The sequence below is a fragment of the Micromonospora sp. WMMA1923 genome (assembly GCF_049179195.1).
GTDB lineage: Bacteria > Actinomycetota > Actinomycetes > Mycobacteriales > Micromonosporaceae > Micromonospora > Micromonospora yangpuensis.
Genome location: NZ_JBMHLZ010000001.1, coordinates 5,828,249 through 5,849,459 on the forward strand (window position 1 = coordinate 5,828,249; position 21,211 = coordinate 5,849,459).

The window sequence follows — 21,211 nt, forward strand, 5'->3', positions numbered from 1 at the left end:
CGGGGAATATTGCTTTGGCTATAGTTGCTCAGGCAAACGTCGAACCACTCCATACAACCCGCCAGGAGCTGTGCCATGACTGTCAACGCCAACCCCGAGGTCACCCGGGAATGGAACGGTCTCACCATCCCCACCCCGGGCACCTACGCCCTGGACGCCGCCCACAAGCGGGTCGGGTTCGTCGCCCGACACATGATGGTGAGCAAGGTGCGGGGCGAGTTCACCGAGGCGACCGCCACCATCACCGTCGCCGAGGACCCGCTGGCCTCCTCGGTCACCGCGACCATCCAGGCCGCCAGCATCACCACCGCCCAGGACGACCGGGACGCGCACCTGCGCAGCCCCGAGTTCCTCGACGCGGAGAACCACCCCACGCTGGAGTTCCGCAGCACCGGGGTGAAGTCCCAGAGCGGCAACGAGTTCGTGCTCTCCGGTGAGCTGACCATTCGCGGCGTCACCCGCCCGGTCGACCTGGAGGTCGAGTTCGAGGGCGTCGGCCGCAGCCCGTTCGGCCAGGACATCTTCGGCTTCACCGCGAGCACCGAGATCGACCGGGAGGACTTCGGCCTCACCTGGAACGTCGCCCTGGAGACCGGCGGCGTGCTGGTGGGCAAGAAGATCAAGATCGAGATCGAGGGCGAAGGCATCCGCCAGGCCTGATCCCCGCCACGACCCGCCACCGGGCCCGCGCCGTCGACGACGGTGTCGGGCCCGGCGCCGTACCACCGGCAGGTCTTCTCGGGGCGTACCCGGGGGTGTCGGTCCGGCGGGTCGTGTGGCACGCCTCATTTCCCCCCGCCGGTGGTGGCCGGCCCCTCCGGCGGGGTAGAGATGCCGCCGGGAGCGCCGCCGCCCGGTCAGGGCCGTCCGGGTCGTGCTTGGCGGGCCGACGCTGGCCGAGACGGGTACGCGCTCCTAACGTGGGTGGTTCACACCGCGCTTCCGGGACGACGCGTTCCGATCGCGCCACGCGCCGGGAGGCCAGCATGGGCAAGGACGTCGAGCAGAGCGACTACTCCCGAGACGATCGGGTCCGCTACCGGCAGAAGGTCCGGCGGTGCCTGGACGTCTTCGCGCTGATGCTGGACGACTTCGGCTTCGACGCCGACCGGCCGATGACCGGTCTGGAGATCGAGCTGAACCTGGCCGACCCGGCAGCCGAGCCGGCGATGCGCAACGACAAGATCCTGGCCGACATCGCCGACCCGCTCTTCCAGACCGAGCTGGGGCGGTTCAACCTGGAGCTGAACGCCCTGCCCCGGCTGATCGAAGGCAACGGCTTCGCCGACTACGAGAAGGACCTGCGCGGCAGCCTCACCCGGGCCGACGAGCGGGCCGCCGACTCGGACGCCCGGATCGTCCTGGTCGGCATCCTGCCCACCCTCACCGAGCAGCACCTGGTGGCCGACAACCTCTCCGCCAACGAGCGCTACCGGGTGCTGAACGACCAGATCGTGGGGGCCCGGGGCGAGGACATCGAGCTGGACATCCAGGGGGTGGAGCGGCTCCAGACCCACACCGACTCGATCGCACCGGAAGCGGCCTGCACCAGCCTGCAGTTCCACCTCCAGGTGGCACCGGACAGCTTCGCCGACTACTGGAACGCCTCCCAGGCCATCGCGGGAGTCCAGGTCGCGGTCGGTGCCAACAGCCCCTTCCTGTACGGCCGGCAGCTCTGGGCGGAGACCCGGATCGCCCTGTTCCAGCAGGCCACCGACACCCGCCCGGACGAACTCAAGGCCCAGGGGGTACGCCCCCGGGTGTGGTTCGGCGAGCGCTGGATCACCTCGATCTTCGACCTCTTCGAGGAGAACGTCAGGTACTTCCCGCCGCTGCTACCGATCTGCGAGGACGAGGACCCGGTCGAGGTGCTGCACGCCGGCGGGGTGCCCGAGCTGGCCGAGCTGCGCCTGCACAACGGCACCGTCTACCGCTGGAACCGCCCGGTCTACGACGTCACCGACGGCCGGCCGCACCTACGGGTGGAGAACCGGGTACTCCCCGCCGGGCCGACGGTGGTGGACATGCTCGCCAACGCCGCCTTCTACTTCGGGCTGGCCCGGGGACTGGCCGAAGCCGACCGGCCGATCTGGAGCCAGCTCACCTTCAGCGCCGCCGAGGAGAACTTCCACGCCGCCGCCCGCCGCGGCATGGACGCGAGCCTGCACTGGCCCCGCCTCGGCGAGGTGCCGGTCACCAAGCTCGTGCTCGACGTACTGCTGCCGAAGGCCGCGACCGGTCTGGACCGCTTCGGCGTCGACCCGGCGGAGCGGGACCGCCTGCTCGGCATCATCGAGCAGCGCTGCCGGACCGGCCGCAACGGGGCGGTCTGGCAGACCGAGACGGTCCGGGCGGCCGAGCGGCAACGGGGCCTGGACCGACCGGCCGCCCTGCAGCACATGGTGCAGCGCTACGTGGAACTGCAACGCACCAACACCCCCGTCCACACCTGGCAGGTGTAAGGAAGGGCCCCCTGTTAACGCTTTAGGTCGAGCGGGGCACCCCTCTAACAGGTCGAGGTGGGGGCTGGACTCGGACCGGAGTGTTCAGCCGGGTCGGCGGGGGCCGGGGCGAGGCTTCGGGGCCACCGGGGAGCCCGCGTCGGTCCCGGTACCCGCGTCGGTCCCGGTACCCGCGTCGGGCATCGTCCCGGCCGGGCCGACGGATCCCGTGGGAGCGGCTGGGCCGGTGGGCCCGGTAGGAGCGGCCGGGCCGGTGGGCCCGGTGGAAGCGGCCGGACCGGCGGAGCCGGCGGAGGCGGCCGGACCGGCGGAGCCGGCGGAGGCGGCCGGACCGGCGGAGCCGGCGGAGGCGGACGGTCCTTCGGCGCCGCTCGCCGAGGCCTGGCCGGACGGGCTCTGGGACGCGCGGCTCCGCGGCTTCCGCTTCGCTGTCGCCGGACCGGAGACCCGGCTCCGGCCCACGGCCGCGGTCGGCGGGTCCGCTGCCGGGCTGGGCGGGTCGACAGCGTCGGGCGGGCCGGACCGACCGGTTGCGCCGGGTGGATCGGGTGCCGATCGTTGCCTGGGTACGCCCGGGGCCGCCCGGTCGGTGCCGGACGACAACCCCGCAGTGGTCGACCCCGTACCGGCCGCCGGAGGCGTGCCGTCGGCGTCCGGCACCGAAGACCCTGGGCCGGCCATCGAGGTCACGCCGTCCGGGTTCGGTACGGCGCGCCCGGTCCGAGCCGATCCCGCAGGTTCGGCCCCGGCCGCCGAACGGGCGCGGCGGGCGGCGGACCGTTGGCCGAGTGCGGTCACCGCGACCGAGGCACCCGCCCCGACGATGACGGCGTACGGGGCCATCAGATGCGCCGACACCTGCTCCGGGCCGAGCACCGCGAGCCGGGGTACGACCAGGAAGTACGCCAATGCCACCAGCAGCGGGCCGGCCGCTCCGGACACCGCCGTGCCGACCTGACGATGGGGCTGTCGGGCACTGCGTCTGGCCGCGAACCCGCCGATGACCAGGGCGGATCCCAGCGCCAGCGCCGCACCGGGCCAGTAGAAGTAGTCCCGGAACCAGAAGCCGGGGTTGTCCGCGCTGAGCTGCCAGATACCGAGCTGGGCGGTGGTCAGTCCACGGCCGGAGAGCACCCCGTCCACCACCGCGGCCACCGCGAGCAGCCACAACCACCCGACGGTCGCCACCAGGTTGGCACGGGCCGCCGGGGAGTGCAGCGCCCAGAGGGCGATCAACAACCCGACCAGTACGCCGACGCCCGCGTACCCGCCGGCAACGCTCTGCGGTGAGAAGGTGTCCGGTACGTCGGCCATCCGGGCCGGCACGGCGACCAGTAGTACGGTGATCATGGCGCCGACCGCAGCTGCGACGGCCAGTGTCAGCCGGCCCAGCACCCCGCCCGTGACCCGCCCGCGACCGTCCTCGGGTGGCGCCCCGCCTTCGCCCCGGGCCGGGTCGTCGCCGGCCCGGTCCCGACCGGCCCCGGTCCGGGCCGCCTCGTCGCCGGTCGAAGCCCGATCGTCTCCCGTCCGGATCGGGTCCTCCCTGGTCCGCAGCAGCCCGTCTTCGGTACGGGGCAGCCCGTCTTCGCCCCGGGCCGGGTCGCTTCCGGTACGGGGCAGCCCGTCCTCGGTTCGGGCCGGGTCGTTCCCGGCACGGGGCAGGGCATTCGCGGTCCGGGCTGGGATGTCGCCCGACGGTTCGTGCAGTCGCTGGGCGCAGGCCGCGCCGACGATGGTCGAGGTGGCCGCGATCCAGGTGGCCCAGGCCAGGCTGGCCACCCAGGCGGCCTCGTCCGGGTCCGTCGCCGGGGTGAAGTTGATGATGCCGAGTCCGTAGCCGAAGCCGAGTTGAGCCGCACCCGCGCCGGCGGCGACGCCGATCGCGGTGATGATGGATCCTGCCCAGCCCCTGGCCATGCGGGGGAGCGTAACGTCCGCGCGGCACACCGGCGAGTCGTGGCGATTGTGGTGGACTGATCGCAGGTGGCCGGTGACCCGGGGTTGACCCTGTTCGTCTCGGTCGAAGGCTGCCCGGCCCGCTGGGTGGACCCACGAGGGCCAGGAAGCCCGCCCGGAGGGGACGTGCCATGAGCGAGCCCGCGAGCGAATCATCCCGGCCGCACGAGCGTGCCACCGCCGACACCGAAACCGCCGCTGCCGACACCGCTGCCGACACCGAAACCGCCGCCCAGATCGTCGACACCGCCGCCACCATCGGCCCGAGTGCAGCGAGCTGACGACATGAGCGACGACCACCAGCAACCATCCGACGCAGCGGACGACGACCGTACCCGGGGACTTCCGCCGGTCGGGCCGGAGGTCACCCAGCGGGCCGAGCCGCCGGTCGGGCCGGAGGTCACCCAGCGGGCCGAGCCGCCGGTCGGGCCGGAGGTCACCCAGCGGGCCGAGCCGTCGGTCGGGCCGGAGGTCACCCAGCGGGCCGAGCCGTCGGTCGGGCCGGACGTCACCCAGCGGGCCGAACCGCCGGTCGGGCCGGACGTCACCCAGCGGGCCGAACCGCCGGTCGGGCCGGACGTCACCCAGCCGGTCGTACCGCCGCACCGGACCGTGGCGCCGCCGGACCGGACGGTGGCGTTACCGCTGGGGCGTACCGGGACGGGGGTGGATTCGACCGCTCGGCGGGCCGGGCCGGCGGTCTGGTCGGGACGGGCCGGGGTGCCGCCGCCCCGTCCGCCGGAGCCGGGCACCGAGTGGTACGACGACGAGCCGGTCGACCGCCGGTGGTGGGCTCCCATCGCGCTCGCGGTGGTCGCGCTGGTGTTGCTGGGGCTGCTCGGGACGGTGTTCTGGTTCGCGGTGCAGCAGGTGGACGAGCCGGGTCCGCAGTTGCCACCGTCACCGCAGCCGAGCGTCGCACCGACCACGGTGCCGCCCAGTTCGCCCGCGACCACCCCGCCGCCGACCACGGCGCCGGCCACCACCGCGCCGCCGACGACCGCCCCGGCCACCACCGCCCCGGCCGTTCCCGGGCAGGTTCCGGTACCACCGGTGGTCGGCCTGTCGCAGGCGACCGCGCAGGCGGTGCTGACCGGTCTCGGGTTGAGCTACCGGGTGGAGTACCAGCCGTCGCCGCAGCGCCCCGGCACGGTGATCGGGGTCAACCCGGGAGTGGGCGTGCCGGTGCCGGCGGGACAACAGGTGCTCCTGGTCGTCGCGGCCCAGAACCCGTCACCGACCAGCCCGGCTGCCCCGACCGCCACTGGGGAGGCGACGGTTACCCGCTGACCGGCCCACCGTCGCCGGCCTGGCCTCCCGACCGGTCGGGTCACCACTGCCGGCGGCGGAAGCCGATCATCCCCATACCGACGAACGAGACGGCGAGGCCGAGGAGGCCCGACCAGAACAGCGAGCGCCGTACGCCGTCGTCTGCGGTCCGGGCCGCCGAACCGGATCGAGCCGCCAGACCGGACTGGGCCGCCAGATCCGAATGGGCCGCCAGACCGGACGGGTCAGTCAGACCGGACTGGGCAGTCGAATCGGGACGGGACGGTGCCCCGAGGGCCGTCCCCGTACCGGTGCCGGCCGCTCTCCCGGCCGCGTTCTCCGCGGTGCCGGCCGCTCTTCCGGCCGCGTTCTCGGCGGTGCCGGCCGGTCTTCCGGCCGCGTTCTCGGCGGTGTCGGTGGCCCCGGGGACGGCCCAGGGATCGACCCAGGGTTCGGTCGGGGGTGCCGACTCCTCGGCGACGAAGATCTCCGGTGCCGGCACCGGGGCCGGCAGGCGGGTGGCGGAGTAGGCGGGGCCCCGGGCCAGGACCACCAGGGTGGTCGCGGCTCCGAGCAGCAGGAGAGCCCCGAGGGCGTAGCGGATGCGGTGTCGCTGCTGCGTGGCGGACATTCTCAGCATGGCCATCCCAGGTTCGGGGTCCGGGCCGCGCGGGGTGGAACGTGCCGGGGTGGGCGTACCGATTCTATGCCGGTAGCCCACCCGGCGGACGGAAAACTACGAGGTCAGCCCACCCGGACCGGGGTCCGGGCGACCGGGCGGCGGGTCCGCACGGTGTGCGGTCGGGGCTCAGCGATGTGGAGCTGGCGCAGCCCCTCGTGCTTGACGTAGATCGACCGCCGGCTGACCGCGTCCCCGGTCGCGTCCAGCTCGTAACCTTCGAGCCAGACCCAACCTTGGTACGTCGGCCAGTCGTGCACCTTGATCACCCGGAAGATGAGCGGGCGGCGGAACTGGACGCTCGCCGCGCGAGTCACGTGCAGAACGTCACCAGGGCGGGGAAGCACATGGGCTCCTGAAGGGTTGGCCGGCGGTCACACCGGCGGGAGCTGAACGGGGAAGGTCACGTTCCGGCGACAAGGTCGTGCCCTGTCCGCCGGCTTGGGTCGGACGGTGCTGGTCGGTCCGGCTCACTGGTGGCGTGCCAGCGTCCGATCAGCACCTGGTGCGCCCGGCTGGCGTCCCACCGCCGTAGCCGGTCGGCCTACCTCGGCGGGGTTGTCTCTCCGGGGCGGTCCCGCGTGTAACCGCAGCTCAGGAAGGTTTCACCTACCTGCTCCGGTGGGGCGAAGCAGGTAGGTCCGAAGGTCGACACCAACGGTGAGTAACCCGAGTCACACGGTTAGAGTGCATCAGTGTTCGGATACATGCAAGTTGCACCTTGGCTTTTGCCGATGCGTGAACGGCTGGCGGAACTGCGTACGTGAACACGCCACACGGGTGCGCTTGAAGCTCTCGATCCCTAGCGGCACACTGGACGCCCGTTTCGCCGTCGCGGCCGGCCGACGAACGGCACCACCCCCATGCCGCGAACGATCGCCCGCCGCCCGACGGTCGCGCCCCCGGCGGGCGTCGCGAAGTAGGCGCGATCAACCGGAGGTAGCTCGGTGAGCGCGAGTGTCTCGCTGCCCGGACCGGCCCTGACTCGAGGTGAGTCGTGAGTGAACGGCGTAGCCCCACCATCCGACGTCGCCGGCTCGGCGCCGAACTACGCCGTCGGCGGGAGCACGCGGGCGTCACCATCGAGGTGGTGGCCCAGCAACTGGAGTGTTCGACGTCGAAGGTCTCCAGGATCGAGACCGGACACACCACCGTCACCCCCCGCGACGTCCGCGACATGCTCCAGATCTACGGGACATCGGAGGCCGAGAGCGACGAGTTGGTGCAGTTCGCCCGGGAGGCCCGGCAGAAGGGCTGGTGGCATCCGTACAGCCACGTTCTCTCCGGCGCGTACGTCGGCCTGGAGGACGCCGCCCGGACGATCAGGACCTACGAGCAACAGGTCGTCTCGGGCCTGCTGCAGACCCAGGAGTACGCCGACGCGATGCTCCGGCTCGCCCGCCCCGACCTGTCCGAGGAAGAAGTAAAGCAGAAAGTCCGTGTCCGAATGGCCCGCCAGTCGTTGTTGACCCAGGACGATCCGGTCAATCTGTCGGTGGTGCTCGATGAGGCGGTGGTGAGTCGACCGGTGGGCGGCGACGCAGTGATGCGTGGTCAGCTCCAGCGGTTGGTGGAGGTGGCGCAGTGGCCGAACGTGACGCTCCAGTTGTTGCCCTTCGAGGCGGGCGCGCATGCCGGCATGGACGGCACCTTCACCATCCTCAGCTTCCACGAGCCCGGTGACCCGGGAGTCGTGTACGCGGAGAACGCCACGGGTGGGCTCTTCCTGGAGAAGAGCGACGAACTAGACAAGTACCACTCCATCTTCGAGCAGATCAGAGCAGCCGCCGTCGGACCCGAGGAGTCCATTGCACACATCGTGACACTGGCAGAGGAGCCGTTGTGGAAGTGGCGACCAAGGGGTTCCCCGCGAACCTGACGCAGGCGGTCTGGTTCAAGAGCTCCAAGAGCGGACCGAACTGCGACAACTGCGTCGAGGTGGCGTACGCGAGCAGCGCGGTCGGGGTCCGGGACACCAAGGACCGGTCCGGGCCGGCGCTGGTCTTCGCTCCGGGTGACTGGCACGCCTTCGTCGCCGGTGCCAGGCAGGGTGTGTTCGGCCGGGACTGACCGACCGGCAGCAGAGTCGAGGGGCGCGGAACCGTCCGGCAGCGTGGCCGGCCGGGACCGCGCCCCTCGCGGTGCCGGCACCGGGCGACGATTCGGGTGCCCCCACGGGTGGTCCCGTCGCCACTTCCGTCCCGACTCGTTGTACCCCTCGGTACGGCGCTGGTCGACAACCCGCCGCACGGATCCGCAGACCGAGCGAGGCAGGCGAAACGGATGACGACGATCGGGTCAGAGAACCACACCAACGGTCCGGGGAAGTCGGAACGGTTCGGTGGCAAGTACCGGGGTGCCCGCCGGGACAGCGTCCTGACGGAGGTGGTCTCCACCGACTCCGAACTCGACCGCCGGGAGACGGCACCGCCCGGCCCGGAGCAGGTCGGGGTGCCGCTGGCACTGCCCTCGCTGGATCCGAACCCGCTCACCGAGCCCTCGTTCCCGCCGAGCGGCTGGCCGTTGGAGTCGACCGAGTCCCTGGTCGACCACCCCCTGCTGCGCGGCCTGCTGATGGAGCTGCCGCCCAAGGGCAGCGTGCCCCCGCCGGGTTGGCTGGACCGTTGGTTCGAGGCGACCCGGGCGATCCTGGAACTGCTATACGTGCAGGGGGCTGGCCGAGCGCGGTGAGCTGGTGGCGGGCTCGGCCAGGGCCCGCTCGGCGAGCCGGTTGTGCCGCAGCGCGTGGCGGATCGCGATGGCGATGATGCCGAGTACGCCGACGGTGATCGCCGGCCCGGTCACGCCACCGCCGTCGAAGAGGTCGATGCCGGTGGCGGAGAGCACGCCCGGCACCGTCGCCAGGCCGGTGATCTGCAGCGGCAGGCCGATCAGCGGGTGCGCGGCGGCGGCCCGCAGGCCGTGCGGGGCCGGGGTCCGCGGCGCGGTGGCGAAGGCGGCGGCACCGGCCTGGAGCCGGCGCAACCGGCGTACGGTGCAGACCGCGACCACGGCCGCCGGTGCCATCGCGAGGGCGAGTCCGGCGGCGGCCCGGTCGGCCGGCGCGGAACCGGCGCTCTGCAGGCCAGCCATCAGCACCCCCGCGGTCAGCCCCAGCCCGGTCAGGGTGAGTACGAACAGCCAGTGCACCCGTCGGCGCAGGACGCGCGCCCGGTCCAGCCGGGGCATCCCCTCGGCGAGGAGACCGGCGGTGAGCCAGACGGCGGCGACCGCGAGCAGAACGGTGAGATGACTGTCCATGCCATGAGACTTGCCCATTATCCGGCGGAGCGAATCCGGGTCGGCACCCTGGGCCCGCCCCCACTTCACCCGTAGGGGCCATCCCACCGGGGTGATGGGGAGTTCGGCATGTTTACTGGCAACTTCCATGCCCTAGCCTCAGCGTGATCGGTCGTTGTCGGTCCGTAACCACGAGTGTCCGGACGTCGGCACCGGTCAGAGGGAGGTAGGAGAATGGGTATTCCACACAGGTCCGTCCTCGTCGGAGTGGCCGCGCTGGCCATGCTCGCGGCCGCCACCCCCGCCATGGCCGCCGAGCCGGTCGGTCCGGTCCGGGCAGCCGGTGGGGCCACCGCCGTCGCGGGCAGCTACATCGTCGTGTTCAAGGACAGCGCCGTCGGCCGCAGCCGGGTCGGTGACAACGCCAACCGCCTGGTCGGCCGGCACGGTGGCACGGTGGCCCGCACCTACGGTGCCGCGCTCCGTGGCTTCGAGGCCCGGGTCGACGCCGACGCCGCCGCCCGGATCGCCGCCGACCCCGCCGTGGCGTACGTCGAGCAGAACCACACCGTGTCGATCGCCGGCACCCAGGCCAACCCGCCGTCCTGGGGGCTGGACCGGATCGACCAGCGCAACCTGCCGTTGGACAGCTCCTACACCTACCCGAACACGGCGAGCAACGTGCACGCCTACATCATCGACACCGGCATCCGGTTCAGCCACAGCGACTTCGGGGGCCGCGCCGTCACCGGGTTCGACGCGGTCGACGGCGGCCCGGCCGACGACTGCAACGGCCACGGTACGCACGTCGCGGGCACCGTCGGCGGCGGCGCGTACGGGGTGGCGAAGGGCGTCACGCTGGTCGGCGTACGGGTGCTCAACTGCGCCGGCAGCGGCACCATCGCCGGGGTGGTCGGCGGGGTGGACTGGGTCACCGCGAACGCGGTCAAGCCGGCGGTGGCCAACATGAGCCTCGGCGGCGGCGCGAACGCCACCCTCGACACCGCCGTCCGTAACTCGATCAACTCCGGGGTGACGTACGGCCTGGCGGCGGGGAACGACAACGGCTCCAACGCCTGCAACAGCTCACCGGCGCGGACCACCGAGGGGATCACCGTCGGCTCGACCACCAACACCGACGCCCGTTCCTCGTTCTCCAACATCGGTACCTGCCTGGACCTCTTCGCCCCCGGCTCGTCGATCACGTCCGCCTGGTACACCAACGACACGGCGACCAACACGATCAGCGGCACCTCGATGGCGACCCCGCACGTGGTGGGGGCGGCGGCCCTGGTGGCCAGCGTCAACCCGACCTGGTCCCCGCAACAGGTCCGTGACTTCCTGGTGGACAACGCCACCGACAACGTGGTGACCAACCCGGGCACCGGCTCACCCAACAAGCTGCTGTACGTGGTCAACGGCAGCACCCCGCCGCCGGCCGACGACTTCTCGGTGTCGGTGTCGCCGACGTCCGGCTCCACCACGCCGGGCGGTTCGGTGACCGCCACGGTCGCCACCGCCACCACCAACGGCTCGGCCCAGTCCGTCAGCCTCAGCGCCAGCGGACTGCCCAGCGGGGCGACCGCCTCTTTCAGCCCGGCGAGCGTCACCTCGGGCGGCTCGTCGACGCTCACCGTCGCCACCTCGGCGGGCACCCCGGCCGGCTCGTACCCGGTGACCGTCACCGGCACCGGCGCGTCGGCCACCCGGACGGCCACCTTCACCCTGACGGTGACCGGCCCGGGTGGCTCCTGCTCGGGCAGCAACGGCACCGACGTCTCGATCCCGGACAGCGCCCTGGCCGGGGTGACCAGCTCGATCGCGATCGCCGGCTGCGGCCGGGCCGCCTCGGCCTCGTCCTCGGTCGCGGTGAAGATCGTCCACACCTACCGGGGTGACCTGGTCATCGACCTGCTCGCCCCGGACGGCACCGCCTACCGGCTGAAGAACAGCAGCATCCTGGACGGTGCCGACGACGTCGACGCCACGTACTCGGTGAACCTCTCGGCGAAGGCGGCGGACGGCACCTGGCAGCTGCGCGTCCGGGACGTCTTCTCCGGTGACACCGGCTACGTCGACACCTGGTCCCTGACCCTCTGACCCGACCCGGCCTGCCCGCATCTCCCGTGCGGGCAGGCCGGTGGCCAGTTTCCTGGTTGTGGTGGCTTCCACTCCTGCCGTGGTCCCCCACAACCAGGAAACTGCGCGATCCCGGGAGCCGGTCAGGCGGGCCGCCGGGCGGTGCAGGGGGTCTCGTGGCCGGCGCGGAGGATGCATCGGCGGCCGTTGGCGAGCCGGATGTCGCAGAAGACCCGATGATGCACTGTCTGGTCGTCCTCGGCGGAGACGGTGGTCTCGCCGGGGTCGATGCTCGTGATGAAGGCCAGCGATCGGGCAGCGGTCCTGGCGAGTAACTTGGCGCGAACCAGGTCCGGGGCGTCCACCGGCAGGTGGATGACGTAGCGATCACTCATGTCGGTTGGTTCTGGTCGGCGCACTGGGTCAGGTGCCAGGTCTGCCAGGCAGCCAGTGCGTTCCGTAACCGGGCAGCCTCCGCCCGGCTGGCGACGAGCGCCGTCTGCGCCGTCGTGAGTTCCTTCGCGACCCGATCGAGGAAGGCGGCGACCTCGAACAGGTCCGCACCACGGCGGCGCACCGTGAAGGTGCGCCCCCGGACCTGCCTCGGTCGTAACGGCATGTGCAGGACCGGTTGGTACGCCTCAACGGGCGGTCGGTTCGGTGCACCGGGACGAACGTCTCCAGGGGAACTGCGTCTGCTCATGAGAGGCCGGAGGAGGCTGCGCATCGCGTCGGTTTCCTTTCACTCCCGTTCGGTGGTGTCGTCTTGCCGGTGTAGCGGGGGCGGTGGGTACGCCCGGGGACGGGCTTGCGCGCTGGTGCGTGGCAGTGGAGCTGGCACGACCGGCCGGAGGGTGGACGGTCGTGCCAGCCGGCGCGGTGGTCTACCGAAAGCCGGTTGCCTACCAGGCTTCGCAGGAGGATCCGCCTGGACAACATACAATGCAAAGCATTAGATGACAGGGAGTGACCAGATCTCCTACTCGGCGTGTTGGCCGACAACCTGCGGGCGTGCGAAGATCTTGGGGCCTACCAGGAGTCGCCATGCCCCGAATTTCTGATCGCCAACGGATCGCGCAGGACATCCGTGACAAGGTCGCCGCAGGTGAGTACGCCCCCGGCGACAAGCTGCCGTCGCTGCGGGAGTTGACCGTCCAATACGGAGTGTCGGCCGAGCCCGTACGGTCAGCGCTGTTGATTCTCCAGGCCGAGGGCCTCGTCCAGGGACACCAGGGCAAGGGCGTCTACGTCACCCCGCGATCAGACCCCGCCTGACCTCCGGCCTGCCGGCGCATCGGGTGAGAAGACCCCTACATGAAGGATCCTGCGCGAACCACGCCCGGGTGGTCGCGCAGGATCCTTGATGTGGTGGGCACCGCGGAGGCGGGGCGACCGTGAGGTGTCAGTGGGGTCACGCTCCGGCGGTTGGGTGGGTCAGACCGCGAAGGTGGTGGGGCGGTCCGTGGCGGGGGCCGGTGGACGGGCCTTCCAGACGCCGGTCTTCTGCGCCGCCAGGCGACCCAGGTAGGCCGGGTTGAGGATGACGTACCGCTTCCACAGCCGCTTCGGCTCCAGGCCGAGCCGCCAGAACCACTCCAGGCCCGCCTTCTGCATCCACGGCGGGGGGTTGCGCAGCAGACCGGCGTGGTAGTCGAAGGCCGCGCCGACGGCCATCATCGGCATGTCCAGCAGCGGGCGCATCGCGTACGTGAAGATCTCCTGGCGGGGGCAGCCGAGCCCGACCAGGACGAGCCGGGCCCCGCTGGCCTTGATCCGGTCGGCGATCTCGACGTCCTCGCCCGGCTGGACCTGGCGGAACTTCGACGGCTCCATCCCGGCGATCTTGATGCCGGGGAACATCCGCTCCAACGCCGGCACCAGTCGGGCCAGGGTCTCCTCGGTGGAGCCGTACAGGTAGACCGGCAGGCCCTCGTCGGCGAAGCGGTGCAGCACGTGCAGGGTCAACTGCGGGCCGTAGACCCGGTCCGACAGTTCGGCGCGGTGCAGCAGGTTGAGCGCCCAGCGCACCGGCTGCCCGTCCGGGGTGACCACGTCGAAGGAGTTCAGCCGGGCGTTGTGGGCCGGGTCGAGTACCCCGGTCATCACGCCGTGCACGGCCAGCGCGGTCAGCGCCAGCGGGCGACGGTCCCGGGCGGCGGAGACCACCTCCTCGGTGGCCGAGGCGTAGTCGGTGGCGTCGACCATGACGCCCAACACGTTCCGCTTGGTCTGGGTACTCACGCCGGCACCCACTTGCCGACGTTGGCCTCGTGGATCTCTCGCATGATCATCGGTACGTCGTACACCTGTTTCCAGTCGGGGTAGTCAGTCTGGAACGCCTCGTTCGAGCCGATCCACCACTTGTGGTCGCCGATCCGGTTGGCCTCGACGTACTCGGTGCGCATCTCCTCGCCGGTGATCTGCTCGGCCAGTGCGAACGCCTCGCGGTTGGAGGTGTTGGAGTGCCGGCCACCGCCGAGGTTGTAGACCGCCGCCGAGCGCGGGTTGCGGAAGAAGGCCTCGAACGCCGAGACCACGTCCGAGCTGTGGATCGCGTCCCGGACCTGCTTGCCCTGGTACCCGAAGATCTTGTACGTCCGGCGTTCCATGTTGGCCCGCATCACGTACCCGAGGAAACCGTGCAGCTCGGTCGCGGAGTGCGCCGGGCCGGTCAGCGTGCCGCCCCGGAAGCAGGCGGTACGCATGCCGAAGTACCGGCCGTACTCCTGCACCATCACGTCGGCGGCGACCTTCGAGGCCCCGAAGACCGAGTGCAGGCAGGCGTCGATCGACATGTCCTCGCGGATGCCCTGCTCGTACGGGTGCCCCGGCTCGATCTCCCACCGGGTCTCCCGCTCCACCAGCGGCAGGCTGTTCGGGCGGTCGCCGTAGACCTTGTTGGTCGAGCAGTGGATCACCGGCGTCTCGACGCAGTGTTCCCGGACGTTCTGCAGCACGTTCAGCGTGCCGCCGGCGTTGACGTCGAAGTCGGTGAAGGGATCGCGGACCGCCCAGTCGTGCGACGGCTGCGCGGCAGTGTGGATCACCACAGCGATCTCGCGGCCGTACCGGGCGAAGAGCTTCGCCATCGAGTCCCGGTCGCGGATGTCGATGCTGTGGTGCGAGTATGCCGACCCCAGCTCGTCGGTGAGCTGGCGGACGTTCCAGGCGGTCGACGCCTCGGCGCCGAAGAACTCCTGGCGCATGTCGTTGTCGATGCCGACGACGTCCAGACCGAGGCCGGCGAAGTGTCGTACCGCCTCTGATCCGATCAGACCGCCGGATCCGGTCACCAACGCGACACTCACTCGCCACTCCTGGGTTCGGACGCTGGAGAAACCACCGGAGCATAGCGCGGTGTCCGATACGCCCCAGCGTGGAGCTTGGCCGGCCGTCCCGCCCCGACCTACCCCCGTGGCGGCCGGCCTAACGGGTGGCGTCGCCCGGAACGAAGCAGGGGCCCCGCATCGCTGCGGAGCCCCTGCTCAGTGGTGGGGATGGGGGGAGTTGAACCCCCACGTCCTTTCGGACACACGGACCTGAACCGTGCGCGTCTGCCATTCCGCCACATCCCCGTGGCATGACCCGGAACACCCTAGCCGCTGCGGTCCCGCTGTCTCCAGCGAGCCCGGCAGATACTACGCTGTCCCTGGCGCTTGCCACGATCGGTTACCGTTCGTGGCGGACGAAAGAGTAGCACGACAGCATTGGCCCGTCCGAGCGGGCCGACGACAGGCGGCCGAGCGGCGTGTGAGCTGCGCGCGCTTCGGCCGGATACCATCATGTCCTCGGGACCCGAGGAGGAGCCGGTGAGCGTGCTGCAACGCTTCGAGAAGCGACTGGAAGGCCTGGTCGAAGGGGCCTTCGCCAAGGTCTTCAAAGGGGTGGTCCACCCCGTGGAGATCCTCAACGCCATGCAGCGGGAGGCCGAGGCGCACAAGGCGATCCTGGCCGGTGGGCGCACGTTGGTGCCCAACCGCTACGTGATCGATCTCTCGCCGTACGACCACAGCAGGTTGGCACCGTACGCCGCCGCACTGGCCCAGGAGCTGGCCCAGTCGCAGGCGGAGTTCATCGGTGAGCAGGCCTGGACGGTCTACGGCGACGTGATCGTCGAGATCGAGCGGGGCGAGGGCCTGGACACCGGTATGTTCCGGGTCACCGCCGAGGTCTACACCGGGGGTGACGTCGCCCCGGTCTCGGCCCCCGGCTACGACCAGGGCGGATACGACGCCGGCCCGCCCGGTTACCCCTCCTACGACCAGGGTGGTGGCTACGGCCCGCCACCCGGGCACGGTGGCGGTCGCAACGTGCGACTGGTCTCCGGCGACGGCCGTACCTATCCCCTGCAGATGGGTTCGACGGTGATAGGGCGTGGTGATCAGGCCAACCTGCGACTGCCGGACGTCGGCATCTCCCGGCGACACGCCCGGCTGGACTTCGACGGTGGGCAGGTTGTGCTGACCGACCTCGGATCGACCAACGGCACCATGGTCAACGGGCAGCGGGTCTCCGCCGTCGCGCTGAACCCCGGTGACATGATCCAGCTCGGCACCACCACGCTCACCTTCCGCGTGGACGGCTAGCCGCCTTGCCGGAACTCGTCATCACGGTCGCCCGGTTCGGGTTCCTGATCCTGCTCTGGATCTTCGTCTTCACGGTGGTCGGTGTGATCCGTCGGGACCTCTTCGCGGGTGCCCGGTCGGGTCGACTGGTGGCCGCGCCGCGTGCGGTGGGTGCCTCGACCGGACAGCCGCCGGCCAAGCAGGCGAAGGTCAAGCGGGGCAGGGCCGCGCACCAGTTGGTGGTGACCGCCGGTCAGCTGGCCGGCACCCGAATCACCCTGGGCGAGGCCCAGATCACCATCGGTCGGGCCGAGGACTCCACGCTCGTCATCACCGACGACTACGCCTCGGCGCGACACGCCCGACTGCTGCCGCGTGACGGGCAGTGGTTCGTCGAGGACCTCGGATCGACTAACGGCACCTACCTCGATCGCGCTAAGGTCACCGGACCAACCCCCGTCCCCCTCGGCGTGCCGATCCGGATCGGCCGCACCTCTCTCGAATTACGGCCATGACTCTGACCCTGCGCTATGCGGCCCACAGCGACCGCGGTCTGATCCGAGACGGAAACCAGGACTCCGTCTACGCCGGGCCGCGGCTTCTCGCCGTCGCCGACGGCATGGGCGGCATGGCCGCCGGTGACGTCGCCAGCAACATCGTCATCGGTGCCCTGGCGCCGCTCGACGAGGACGTCCCCGGGGACGCGCTCGTCGACGCGTTGCGTTCCGCCGTCGGCACCGCCAACCAACAGCTCCGCGACACCGTGGAGGCCAATCCCCAACTGGAGGGGATGGGCACCACGCTGACCGCGACCCTCTTCTCCGGCAGCAAGATCGGGATGGTCCACATCGGGGACTCCCGGGCCTACCTGCAGCGCAACGGCGAGTTCGCGCAGATCACCAAGGACGACACGTACGTCCAGATGCTCGTCGACGAGGGGCGGATCAGCCCCGAGGAGGCGAGCAGCCACCCGCAGCGGTCCCTGCTCACCCGGGCGCTGGACGGCCGCGACATCGACCCGGAGTACAGCGTCCGCCAGGTGCTCACCGGCGACCGCTACCTGATCTGCAGCGACGGCCTCTCCGGTGTGGTCAGTGCCGAGACCATCGCCGACACCATGCGGGAGTACACCGACCCGCAGCAGTGCGTCGAGCGGCTGGTGCAACTCGCGCTGCGCGGCGGTGGCCCGGACAACATCACGGTCATCATCGCCGACGCCACCGACCGGGACATCGTCGAGGCGGCCCCGATCGTGGGTGGCGCCGCCGCCCGGGACCGGGGGATGGCCACCTCCGCCGACGTCTCCACGCCGGCCGCCCGGGCCTCGGCGCTCTCCGCCCCCCGACCGCCGGCGCCGGAGGACTCCTCGACCAGCCGGGACGACGAGCCGGAGCGCCCCAAGCGCCGTCCGGTCCGTACCGCCGCGATGCTGGCGGCGTTGCTTGTCATCCTCGGTGGTGGCCTCTTCGCCGGGTGGAGCTACACCCAGCGGCAGTACTACGTCGGAGCCACCGACGAGGGGCAGCTCGCCGTCTTCCGGGGGGTGCCCGGCCAGGTAGCCGGAATGGACCTGTCCACCCTGCACTCCACCAGCCCGGCCCGGCTGGACGATCTCACCCTGGCCGCCCAGGAGCAGGTCAAGCAGGGCATCCAGGCCAGCAACGAGCCGGACGCCGTCCGTCGACTGGCCGACCTGACCAACGACGACCCGACCAACCCGAACCTCAAGCCGGTCTGCCCGCCGAGCCCGGTGCCGACCCCGGAGGTCACCGCCTCCCCCGAAGCGCCGGCCTCGCCGGCGGCCAGCGGACGGCCGACCCCCCGGGGCACGGCGGCCAGCACGTCCCGACCGGCCCCGACCCCCACGCCCGAGGTGCTCCCCTCCGACCTGGCCCCGCCGGTGCTCGACCCGGCGGGCTGCCGGCCGGCCGAGTGAGCGCCGGCACCAACCCTAGGGACGACGCGTGACCGCAGCGGCCAACCCGGCAAGCTCGCCCGTGACGACGGGCGGGCAGTCCGGCGTACGCCTCGCCCGGTCCCGGCGCAACTCCGAGCTGTGGCTGCTCCTGCTGGCGATGGTGCTGGTCGCCGCCTACCAGGCGACCATCGAGGCGACGCTGCTCGACACGATCACCGCGGACTTCTGGATCCCGGCGGCGGCGCTGGGTGCGGTCTTCCTCGGTCTGCACCTGGTCATCCGGTTCCTGGCCCCGTTCGCCGATCCGGCCCTGCTGCCGGCGGTCGCCCTGCTCAACGGCATCGGGGTGGGCTACCTGCGCCGGATCGACCTGGACAACGCCGCACCGGCCCAACGGGACGACCTGGCCATCTTCGCCGGCATCGGTGGCCGGCAGCTCGCCTGGACGCTGATCTCGGTGCTCCTCGCCGCCGGGCTGCTCGCGCTGGTGCGCGACCACCGCTCGGTCTCCCGGTACGCGTACACCCTGGGGCTGGCCGGCATCGTGCTGGTGCTGATCCCGGCGGTGCTGCCGGCGAGCATGTCGGAGATCAACGGCGCGAAGCTCTGGATCCGGATCGGCAGCTTCTCCATCCAGCCCGGTGAGTTCGCCAAGCTGGCGCTGCTGGTCTTCTTCGCCTACTACCTGGTTCGCAAGCGGGAGGTGCTCTCGCTGGCCAGTCGGCGCTTCCTCGGCGTCGACTTCCCCCGGGGCCGCGACCTCGGTCCGGTCCTGGTGGTCTGGGCCGTCAGCCTCATGGTGCTCATCTTCCAGAAGGACCTGGGCACCTCGCTGCTGTACTTCGGCATGTTCGTGGTGACCCTCTACATCGCCACCGAACGGGTCAGCTGGCTGATCATCGGTCTGCTGCTCTTCTCCGTCGGGGCCTACCTGGCGTACTTCCTCGGCAGCACCGTCGGCGGCCCGTTCGCCAACTTCTACGTCCGGGCCGAGATCTGGCTGGACCCGTTCGCCGACCCCACCGACAAGGGTTACCAACTGGTCCAGGGGCTGCTCGCGCTCGGCACCGGCGGGCTCTTCGGTGCCGGTCCGGGCGGCGGTGAGCCGGGCATCCTCCCCGAGGTGGAGAACGACTTCATCTTCGCCGGCATCGGCGAGGAGATCGGCCTGTTCGGGCTCTCCGCGCTGCTCGTGGTCTACCTGCTGATCGTGGTACGCGGCCTGCGGGCCGCCCTGGAGGTCCGGGACTCGTTCGGCAAGCTGGTCGCCGGTGGTCTCTCCTTCACCCTCGGTCTGCAGGTCTTCGTGATCGTCGGTGGGATCAGCGGTCTCATCCCGCTCACCGGCCAGACCACCCCGTTCCTGTCCGCCGGTGGCTCGTCGCTGATGGCGAACTGGCTGCTCATCGCGGTGCTGCTGCGGGTCTCCGATGCGGCCCGCCGTCCGGTCGTCACCGGTGGTGGGCCGTCCGCCCGACCCGGTGGCGGCCCGCCGGAGCAGTTGCACGGCGCCAAGACGGAGGTGATCCGCCCGTGAACGCACCCCTGCGTCGTGTCGGTGTGGTGGCTATGGTCCTGTTCGGCCTGCTCTTCGCCAACCTGAACTGGGTCCAGGCGTACAAGGCCGACGACTACCGCACCAGCGACTACAACGGTCGGGTCCAGGTCGCCGAGTACGAGCGCCGGCGCGGCAACATCGAGGCCGGCGGGACGGCCCTGGCGACCAGCAAGGCCACCGACGGCAACCTGAAGTACCTGCGTACCTACCCGGCCGGGGCGCAGTACGCCCACGTGCTCGGCTACAAGCCGGTGAACCTCGGTGACACCGGCATCGAGCGGCTGGAGAACGACTTCCTCGCCGGTACCAGCGACCAGTTGATCGCCAACCGGGTGAAGGACATGTTCACCGGGGACGAGAGCGGCGGCGGTAACGTGCTGCTCACCCTCTCCCGGCAGGCGCAGAAGGCCGCGTACGAGGGGCTGCGCGAGAACCGCAACAACGTGAGCAAGGGTGCGGCGATCGCCATCGACCCGCGTACCGGCGCGGTGCAGGCGCTGGTCTCCATGCCGAGCTTCGACCCTAACCCGCTGGCCAGCCACGACACCCGGGAGGCCAGCGCGGCGTACAACAAGCTGGAGCAGGACGAGGACGGTCCGCTGCGCAACCGGGCGTTGGCCGAGGTCCTGCCGCCGGGCTCCACCTTCAAGATCGTGGTGGCCGCCGCCGCGCTGGAGGACGGGGTTGGTCAGCAGACCCAGATCCCGGCCGGGTCGAGCTGGCGGGCCTCCACCGGCGGTAACACGATCACCAACGCCGCACCGTCGATCTGCCCCGAGCGGCAGGTCACCCTGCTCAACGCGGTCACCGAGTCGTGCAACACCGGCTTCGCCCAGCTCGGCGTCCGGCTCGGCGCCGAGACGATCAAGGAGAAGGCCCGGCAGTTCGGCTTCGAGCAGGAGGACCTCACCGTCGGGCACCTCGGCGAGGGGGGCGTCCCGGTGGCGGCCAGCCGGACCGGCGACATCCAGAACCCCGACGGCGGCACCGACGAGGCGGCACTCGGCCAGTCCTCGATCGGCCAGCGGGACGTCCGGATGACCCCGTTGCAGGGCGCGCTGATCGCCGGCGCGGTCGCCAACGGCGGTAGCCAGATGCGGCCGCACCTGGTCCGCCAGCTCCTCGCCCCGGACCGCACCACCACCTACTACACCGCCAAGCCGCGCGAGCTGCGTCAGCCGGTGAGCGGGCAGGTCGCCGGCGACCTGCGGGACATGATGGTCAACGTGGTCCGGGAGGGCACCGGCCGCAACGCCGCGTTCCGCGGCTACACCGTCGGCGGCAAGACCGGTACCGCCCAGTCCGGCCCGGACACCCGCGACCACGGCTGGTTCATCGGCTTCGCGCTGGACAAGAACGGTACGCCGGTCTCCGCGGTCTGCGTGGTGCTGGAGGAGGCCGGGCCGGGCGGCAGCGCCGAGGCGGCGCGGATCGCCGGCCAGATAATGCAGGCGGCCGTCGCCGACACGGGGGGCCGCTGAC

At 71.3% G+C, this 21,211-nt stretch carries 21 protein-coding genes, 1 tRNA gene and 1 pseudogene; 14 read left to right on the forward strand and 9 right to left on the reverse strand.

Features of this window, described 5'->3' with window-relative positions; all coding sequences use genetic code 11:
- Window positions 1-75 precede the first annotated feature (75 nt).
- Both ACN28G_RS26495 and ACN28G_RS26500 read left to right on the forward strand, forming a co-directional pair.
- The gene (locus ACN28G_RS26495) at window positions 76-660 is read left to right on the forward strand and encodes a YceI family protein (RefSeq protein ID WP_421480587.1); all 585 of its coding nucleotides are present in this window, start codon (window positions 76-78) and stop codon (window positions 658-660) included.
- Between the two features lie 326 nt (window positions 661-986).
- Entirely contained in the window at window positions 987-2,462 is a 1,476-nt protein-coding gene (locus ACN28G_RS26500) for a glutamate--cysteine ligase (protein WP_091432680.1), read from the forward strand.
- Between the two features lie 921 nt (window positions 2,463-3,383).
- Here ACN28G_RS26500 and ACN28G_RS26505 read toward each other — a convergent pair.
- Window positions 3,384-4,355, reverse strand: a pseudogene (locus tag ACN28G_RS26505) (hypothetical protein); the annotation flags it as partial.
- A gap of 197 nt (window positions 4,356-4,552) precedes the next feature.
- Here ACN28G_RS26505 and ACN28G_RS26510 point away from each other — a divergent pair.
- Together ACN28G_RS26510 and ACN28G_RS26515 are read left to right on the forward strand one after the other, a co-directional pair.
- The gene (locus ACN28G_RS26510; RefSeq protein WP_421480588.1) at window positions 4,553-4,702 is read left to right on the forward strand and encodes a hypothetical protein; all 150 of its coding nucleotides are present in this window, start codon (window positions 4,553-4,555) and stop codon (window positions 4,700-4,702) included.
- A gap of 4 nt (window positions 4,703-4,706) precedes the next feature.
- Window positions 4,707-5,711, forward strand: a complete 1,005-nt coding sequence (locus ACN28G_RS26515) for a PASTA domain-containing protein (protein ID WP_421480589.1) — start codon at window positions 4,707-4,709, stop codon at window positions 5,709-5,711.
- Window positions 5,712-5,751: 40 nt separating this feature from the next.
- Here the strand turns inward: ACN28G_RS26515 and ACN28G_RS26520 are convergent, their stop codons facing one another.
- Window positions 5,752-6,321 (reverse strand): hypothetical protein, encoded by a 570-nt coding sequence (locus tag ACN28G_RS26520; RefSeq protein WP_421480590.1) that lies wholly within the window; start codon window positions 6,319-6,321, stop codon window positions 5,752-5,754.
- 113 nt (window positions 6,322-6,434) lie between these two features.
- The gene (locus ACN28G_RS26525; RefSeq protein WP_091432693.1) at window positions 6,435-6,716 is read right to left on the reverse strand and encodes a hypothetical protein; all 282 of its coding nucleotides are present in this window, start codon (window positions 6,714-6,716) and stop codon (window positions 6,435-6,437) included.
- Window positions 6,717-7,366: 650 nt separating this feature from the next.
- On the opposite strand from ACN28G_RS26525, the gene ACN28G_RS26530 reads away from it, so the two are divergent.
- From ACN28G_RS26530 to ACN28G_RS26540, 3 genes are all read left to right on the forward strand, one after another.
- Window positions 7,367-8,248 carry a helix-turn-helix domain-containing protein gene (locus ACN28G_RS26530; protein ID WP_091432696.1) on the forward strand — a complete coding sequence of 294 codons (882 nt, stop codon included), beginning with the start codon at window positions 7,367-7,369 and terminating at the stop codon, window positions 8,246-8,248.
- The gene (locus ACN28G_RS26535; protein ID WP_091432700.1) at window positions 8,218-8,439 is read left to right on the forward strand and encodes a DUF397 domain-containing protein; all 222 of its coding nucleotides are present in this window, start codon (window positions 8,218-8,220) and stop codon (window positions 8,437-8,439) included. The genes ACN28G_RS26530 and ACN28G_RS26535 overlap by 31 nt, the downstream gene beginning before the upstream one ends.
- A 213-nt stretch (window positions 8,440-8,652) precedes the next feature.
- Window positions 8,653-9,060 (forward strand): hypothetical protein, encoded by a 408-nt coding sequence (locus tag ACN28G_RS26540; RefSeq protein ID WP_091432703.1) that lies wholly within the window; start codon window positions 8,653-8,655, stop codon window positions 9,058-9,060.
- Here ACN28G_RS26540 and ACN28G_RS26545 read toward each other — a convergent pair.
- Window positions 9,028-9,630 (reverse strand): hypothetical protein, encoded by a 603-nt coding sequence (locus ACN28G_RS26545; RefSeq protein WP_421480591.1) that lies wholly within the window; start codon window positions 9,628-9,630, stop codon window positions 9,028-9,030. The two genes, ACN28G_RS26540 and ACN28G_RS26545, sit on opposite strands and share 33 nt — an antisense overlap.
- 213 nt (window positions 9,631-9,843) lie before the next feature.
- Between ACN28G_RS26545 and ACN28G_RS26550 the strand changes: the two genes are divergently transcribed.
- Window positions 9,844-11,709: a S8 family peptidase gene (locus ACN28G_RS26550; RefSeq protein ID WP_421480592.1), complete on the forward strand. Its 1,866-nt coding sequence runs from the start codon at window positions 9,844-9,846 to the stop codon at window positions 11,707-11,709.
- 122 nt (window positions 11,710-11,831) lie between these two features.
- On the opposite strand, the gene ACN28G_RS26555 is transcribed toward ACN28G_RS26550, so the two are convergent.
- Window positions 11,832-12,083 carry a hypothetical protein gene (locus ACN28G_RS26555; RefSeq protein ID WP_421480593.1) on the reverse strand — a complete coding sequence of 84 codons (252 nt, stop codon included), beginning with the start codon at window positions 12,081-12,083 and terminating at the stop codon, window positions 11,832-11,834.
- Window positions 12,080-12,415: a DivIVA domain-containing protein gene (locus tag ACN28G_RS26560; protein WP_091432714.1), complete on the reverse strand. Its 336-nt coding sequence runs from the start codon at window positions 12,413-12,415 to the stop codon at window positions 12,080-12,082. The genes ACN28G_RS26555 and ACN28G_RS26560 overlap by 4 nt, the downstream gene beginning before the upstream one ends.
- Before the next feature lie 317 nt (window positions 12,416-12,732).
- Between ACN28G_RS26560 and ACN28G_RS26565 the strand changes: the two genes are divergently transcribed.
- Window positions 12,733-12,963: a winged helix-turn-helix domain-containing protein gene (locus ACN28G_RS26565; RefSeq protein WP_091432717.1), complete on the forward strand. Its 231-nt coding sequence runs from the start codon at window positions 12,733-12,735 to the stop codon at window positions 12,961-12,963.
- Between the two features lie 159 nt (window positions 12,964-13,122).
- Here the strand turns inward: ACN28G_RS26565 and ACN28G_RS26570 are convergent, their stop codons facing one another.
- The 3 genes from ACN28G_RS26570 to ACN28G_RS26580 all read right to left on the reverse strand — a co-directional run bounded on the left by ACN28G_RS26570 (window position 13,123) and on the right by ACN28G_RS26580 (window position 15,263).
- The gene (locus ACN28G_RS26570) at window positions 13,123-13,893 is read right to left on the reverse strand and encodes a WecB/TagA/CpsF family glycosyltransferase (protein ID WP_421480982.1); all 771 of its coding nucleotides are present in this window, start codon (window positions 13,891-13,893) and stop codon (window positions 13,123-13,125) included.
- Between the two features lie 32 nt (window positions 13,894-13,925).
- Complete coding sequence (locus ACN28G_RS26575; protein ID WP_091432720.1) at window positions 13,926-14,996, reverse strand: NAD-dependent epimerase/dehydratase family protein; 1,071 nt, start codon at window positions 14,994-14,996, stop codon at window positions 13,926-13,928.
- Window positions 14,997-15,177: 181 nt separating this feature from the next.
- A tRNA-Leu gene (locus tag ACN28G_RS26580) sits at window positions 15,178-15,263 on the reverse strand.
- Window positions 15,264-15,470: 207 nt separating this feature from the next.
- Between ACN28G_RS26580 and ACN28G_RS26585 the strand changes: the two genes are divergently transcribed.
- Genes ACN28G_RS26585 through ACN28G_RS26605 form a run of 5 tightly spaced genes read left to right on the forward strand, consistent with a single transcriptional unit; the run spans window position 15,471 to window position 21,210 of the window.
- A complete protein-coding gene (locus ACN28G_RS26585) occupies window positions 15,471-16,274 on the forward strand; it encodes an FhaA domain-containing protein (protein WP_091432724.1) in 804 nt (267 codons plus the stop codon).
- A gap of 5 nt (window positions 16,275-16,279) precedes the next feature.
- A complete protein-coding gene (locus ACN28G_RS26590; RefSeq protein WP_091432726.1) occupies window positions 16,280-16,768 on the forward strand; it encodes an FHA domain-containing protein FhaB/FipA in 489 nt (162 codons plus the stop codon).
- Entirely contained in the window at window positions 16,765-18,189 is a 1,425-nt protein-coding gene (locus ACN28G_RS26595) for a protein phosphatase 2C domain-containing protein (protein WP_421480594.1), read from the forward strand. Before ACN28G_RS26590 ends, ACN28G_RS26595 begins: the two co-directional genes overlap by 4 nt.
- A 28-nt stretch (window positions 18,190-18,217) precedes the next feature.
- Window positions 18,218-19,708 (forward strand): FtsW/RodA/SpoVE family cell cycle protein, encoded by a 1,491-nt coding sequence (locus ACN28G_RS26600; protein WP_091432730.1) that lies wholly within the window; start codon window positions 18,218-18,220, stop codon window positions 19,706-19,708.
- The gene (locus ACN28G_RS26605) at window positions 19,705-21,210 is read left to right on the forward strand and encodes a peptidoglycan D,D-transpeptidase FtsI family protein (RefSeq protein ID WP_091432732.1); all 1,506 of its coding nucleotides are present in this window, start codon (window positions 19,705-19,707) and stop codon (window positions 21,208-21,210) included. Before ACN28G_RS26600 ends, ACN28G_RS26605 begins: the two co-directional genes overlap by 4 nt.
- Window position 21,211: the final 1 nt, after the last annotated feature.

Excerpts from the sequence above, each read along its gene's own strand:
- ACN28G_RS26500 (WP_091432680.1), top strand. The coding sequence starts at position 987 with ATGGGCAAGGACGTCGAGCAGAGCGACTACTCCCGAGACGATCGGGTC.
- ACN28G_RS26560 (WP_091432714.1), bottom strand. The coding sequence starts at position 12,415 with ATGCGCAGCCTCCTCCGGCCTCTCATGAGCAGACGCAGTTCCCCTGGA.
- ACN28G_RS26585 (WP_091432724.1), top strand. The coding sequence starts at position 15,471 with ATGTCCTCGGGACCCGAGGAGGAGCCGGTGAGCGTGCTGCAACGCTTC.
- ACN28G_RS26595 (WP_421480594.1), top strand. The coding sequence starts at position 16,765 with ATGACTCTGACCCTGCGCTATGCGGCCCACAGCGACCGCGGTCTGATC.
- ACN28G_RS26520 (WP_421480590.1), bottom strand. The coding sequence starts at position 6,321 with ATGTCCGCCACGCAGCAGCGACACCGCATCCGCTACGCCCTCGGGGCT.
- ACN28G_RS26570 (WP_421480982.1), bottom strand. The coding sequence starts at position 13,893 with ATGGTCGACGCCACCGACTACGCCTCGGCCACCGAGGAGGTGGTCTCC.
- ACN28G_RS26550 (WP_421480592.1), top strand. The coding sequence starts at position 9,844 with ATGGGTATTCCACACAGGTCCGTCCTCGTCGGAGTGGCCGCGCTGGCC.
- ACN28G_RS26495 (WP_421480587.1), top strand. The coding sequence starts at position 76 with ATGACTGTCAACGCCAACCCCGAGGTCACCCGGGAATGGAACGGTCTC.
- ACN28G_RS26545 (WP_421480591.1), bottom strand. The coding sequence starts at position 9,630 with ATGGACAGTCATCTCACCGTTCTGCTCGCGGTCGCCGCCGTCTGGCTC.
- ACN28G_RS26555 (WP_421480593.1), bottom strand. The coding sequence starts at position 12,083 with ATGAGTGATCGCTACGTCATCCACCTGCCGGTGGACGCCCCGGACCTG.
- ACN28G_RS26515 (WP_421480589.1), top strand. The coding sequence starts at position 4,707 with ATGAGCGACGACCACCAGCAACCATCCGACGCAGCGGACGACGACCGT.
- ACN28G_RS26510 (WP_421480588.1), top strand. The coding sequence starts at position 4,553 with ATGAGCGAGCCCGCGAGCGAATCATCCCGGCCGCACGAGCGTGCCACC.
- ACN28G_RS26540 (WP_091432703.1), top strand. The coding sequence starts at position 8,653 with ATGACGACGATCGGGTCAGAGAACCACACCAACGGTCCGGGGAAGTCG.
- ACN28G_RS26565 (WP_091432717.1), top strand. The coding sequence starts at position 12,733 with ATGCCCCGAATTTCTGATCGCCAACGGATCGCGCAGGACATCCGTGAC.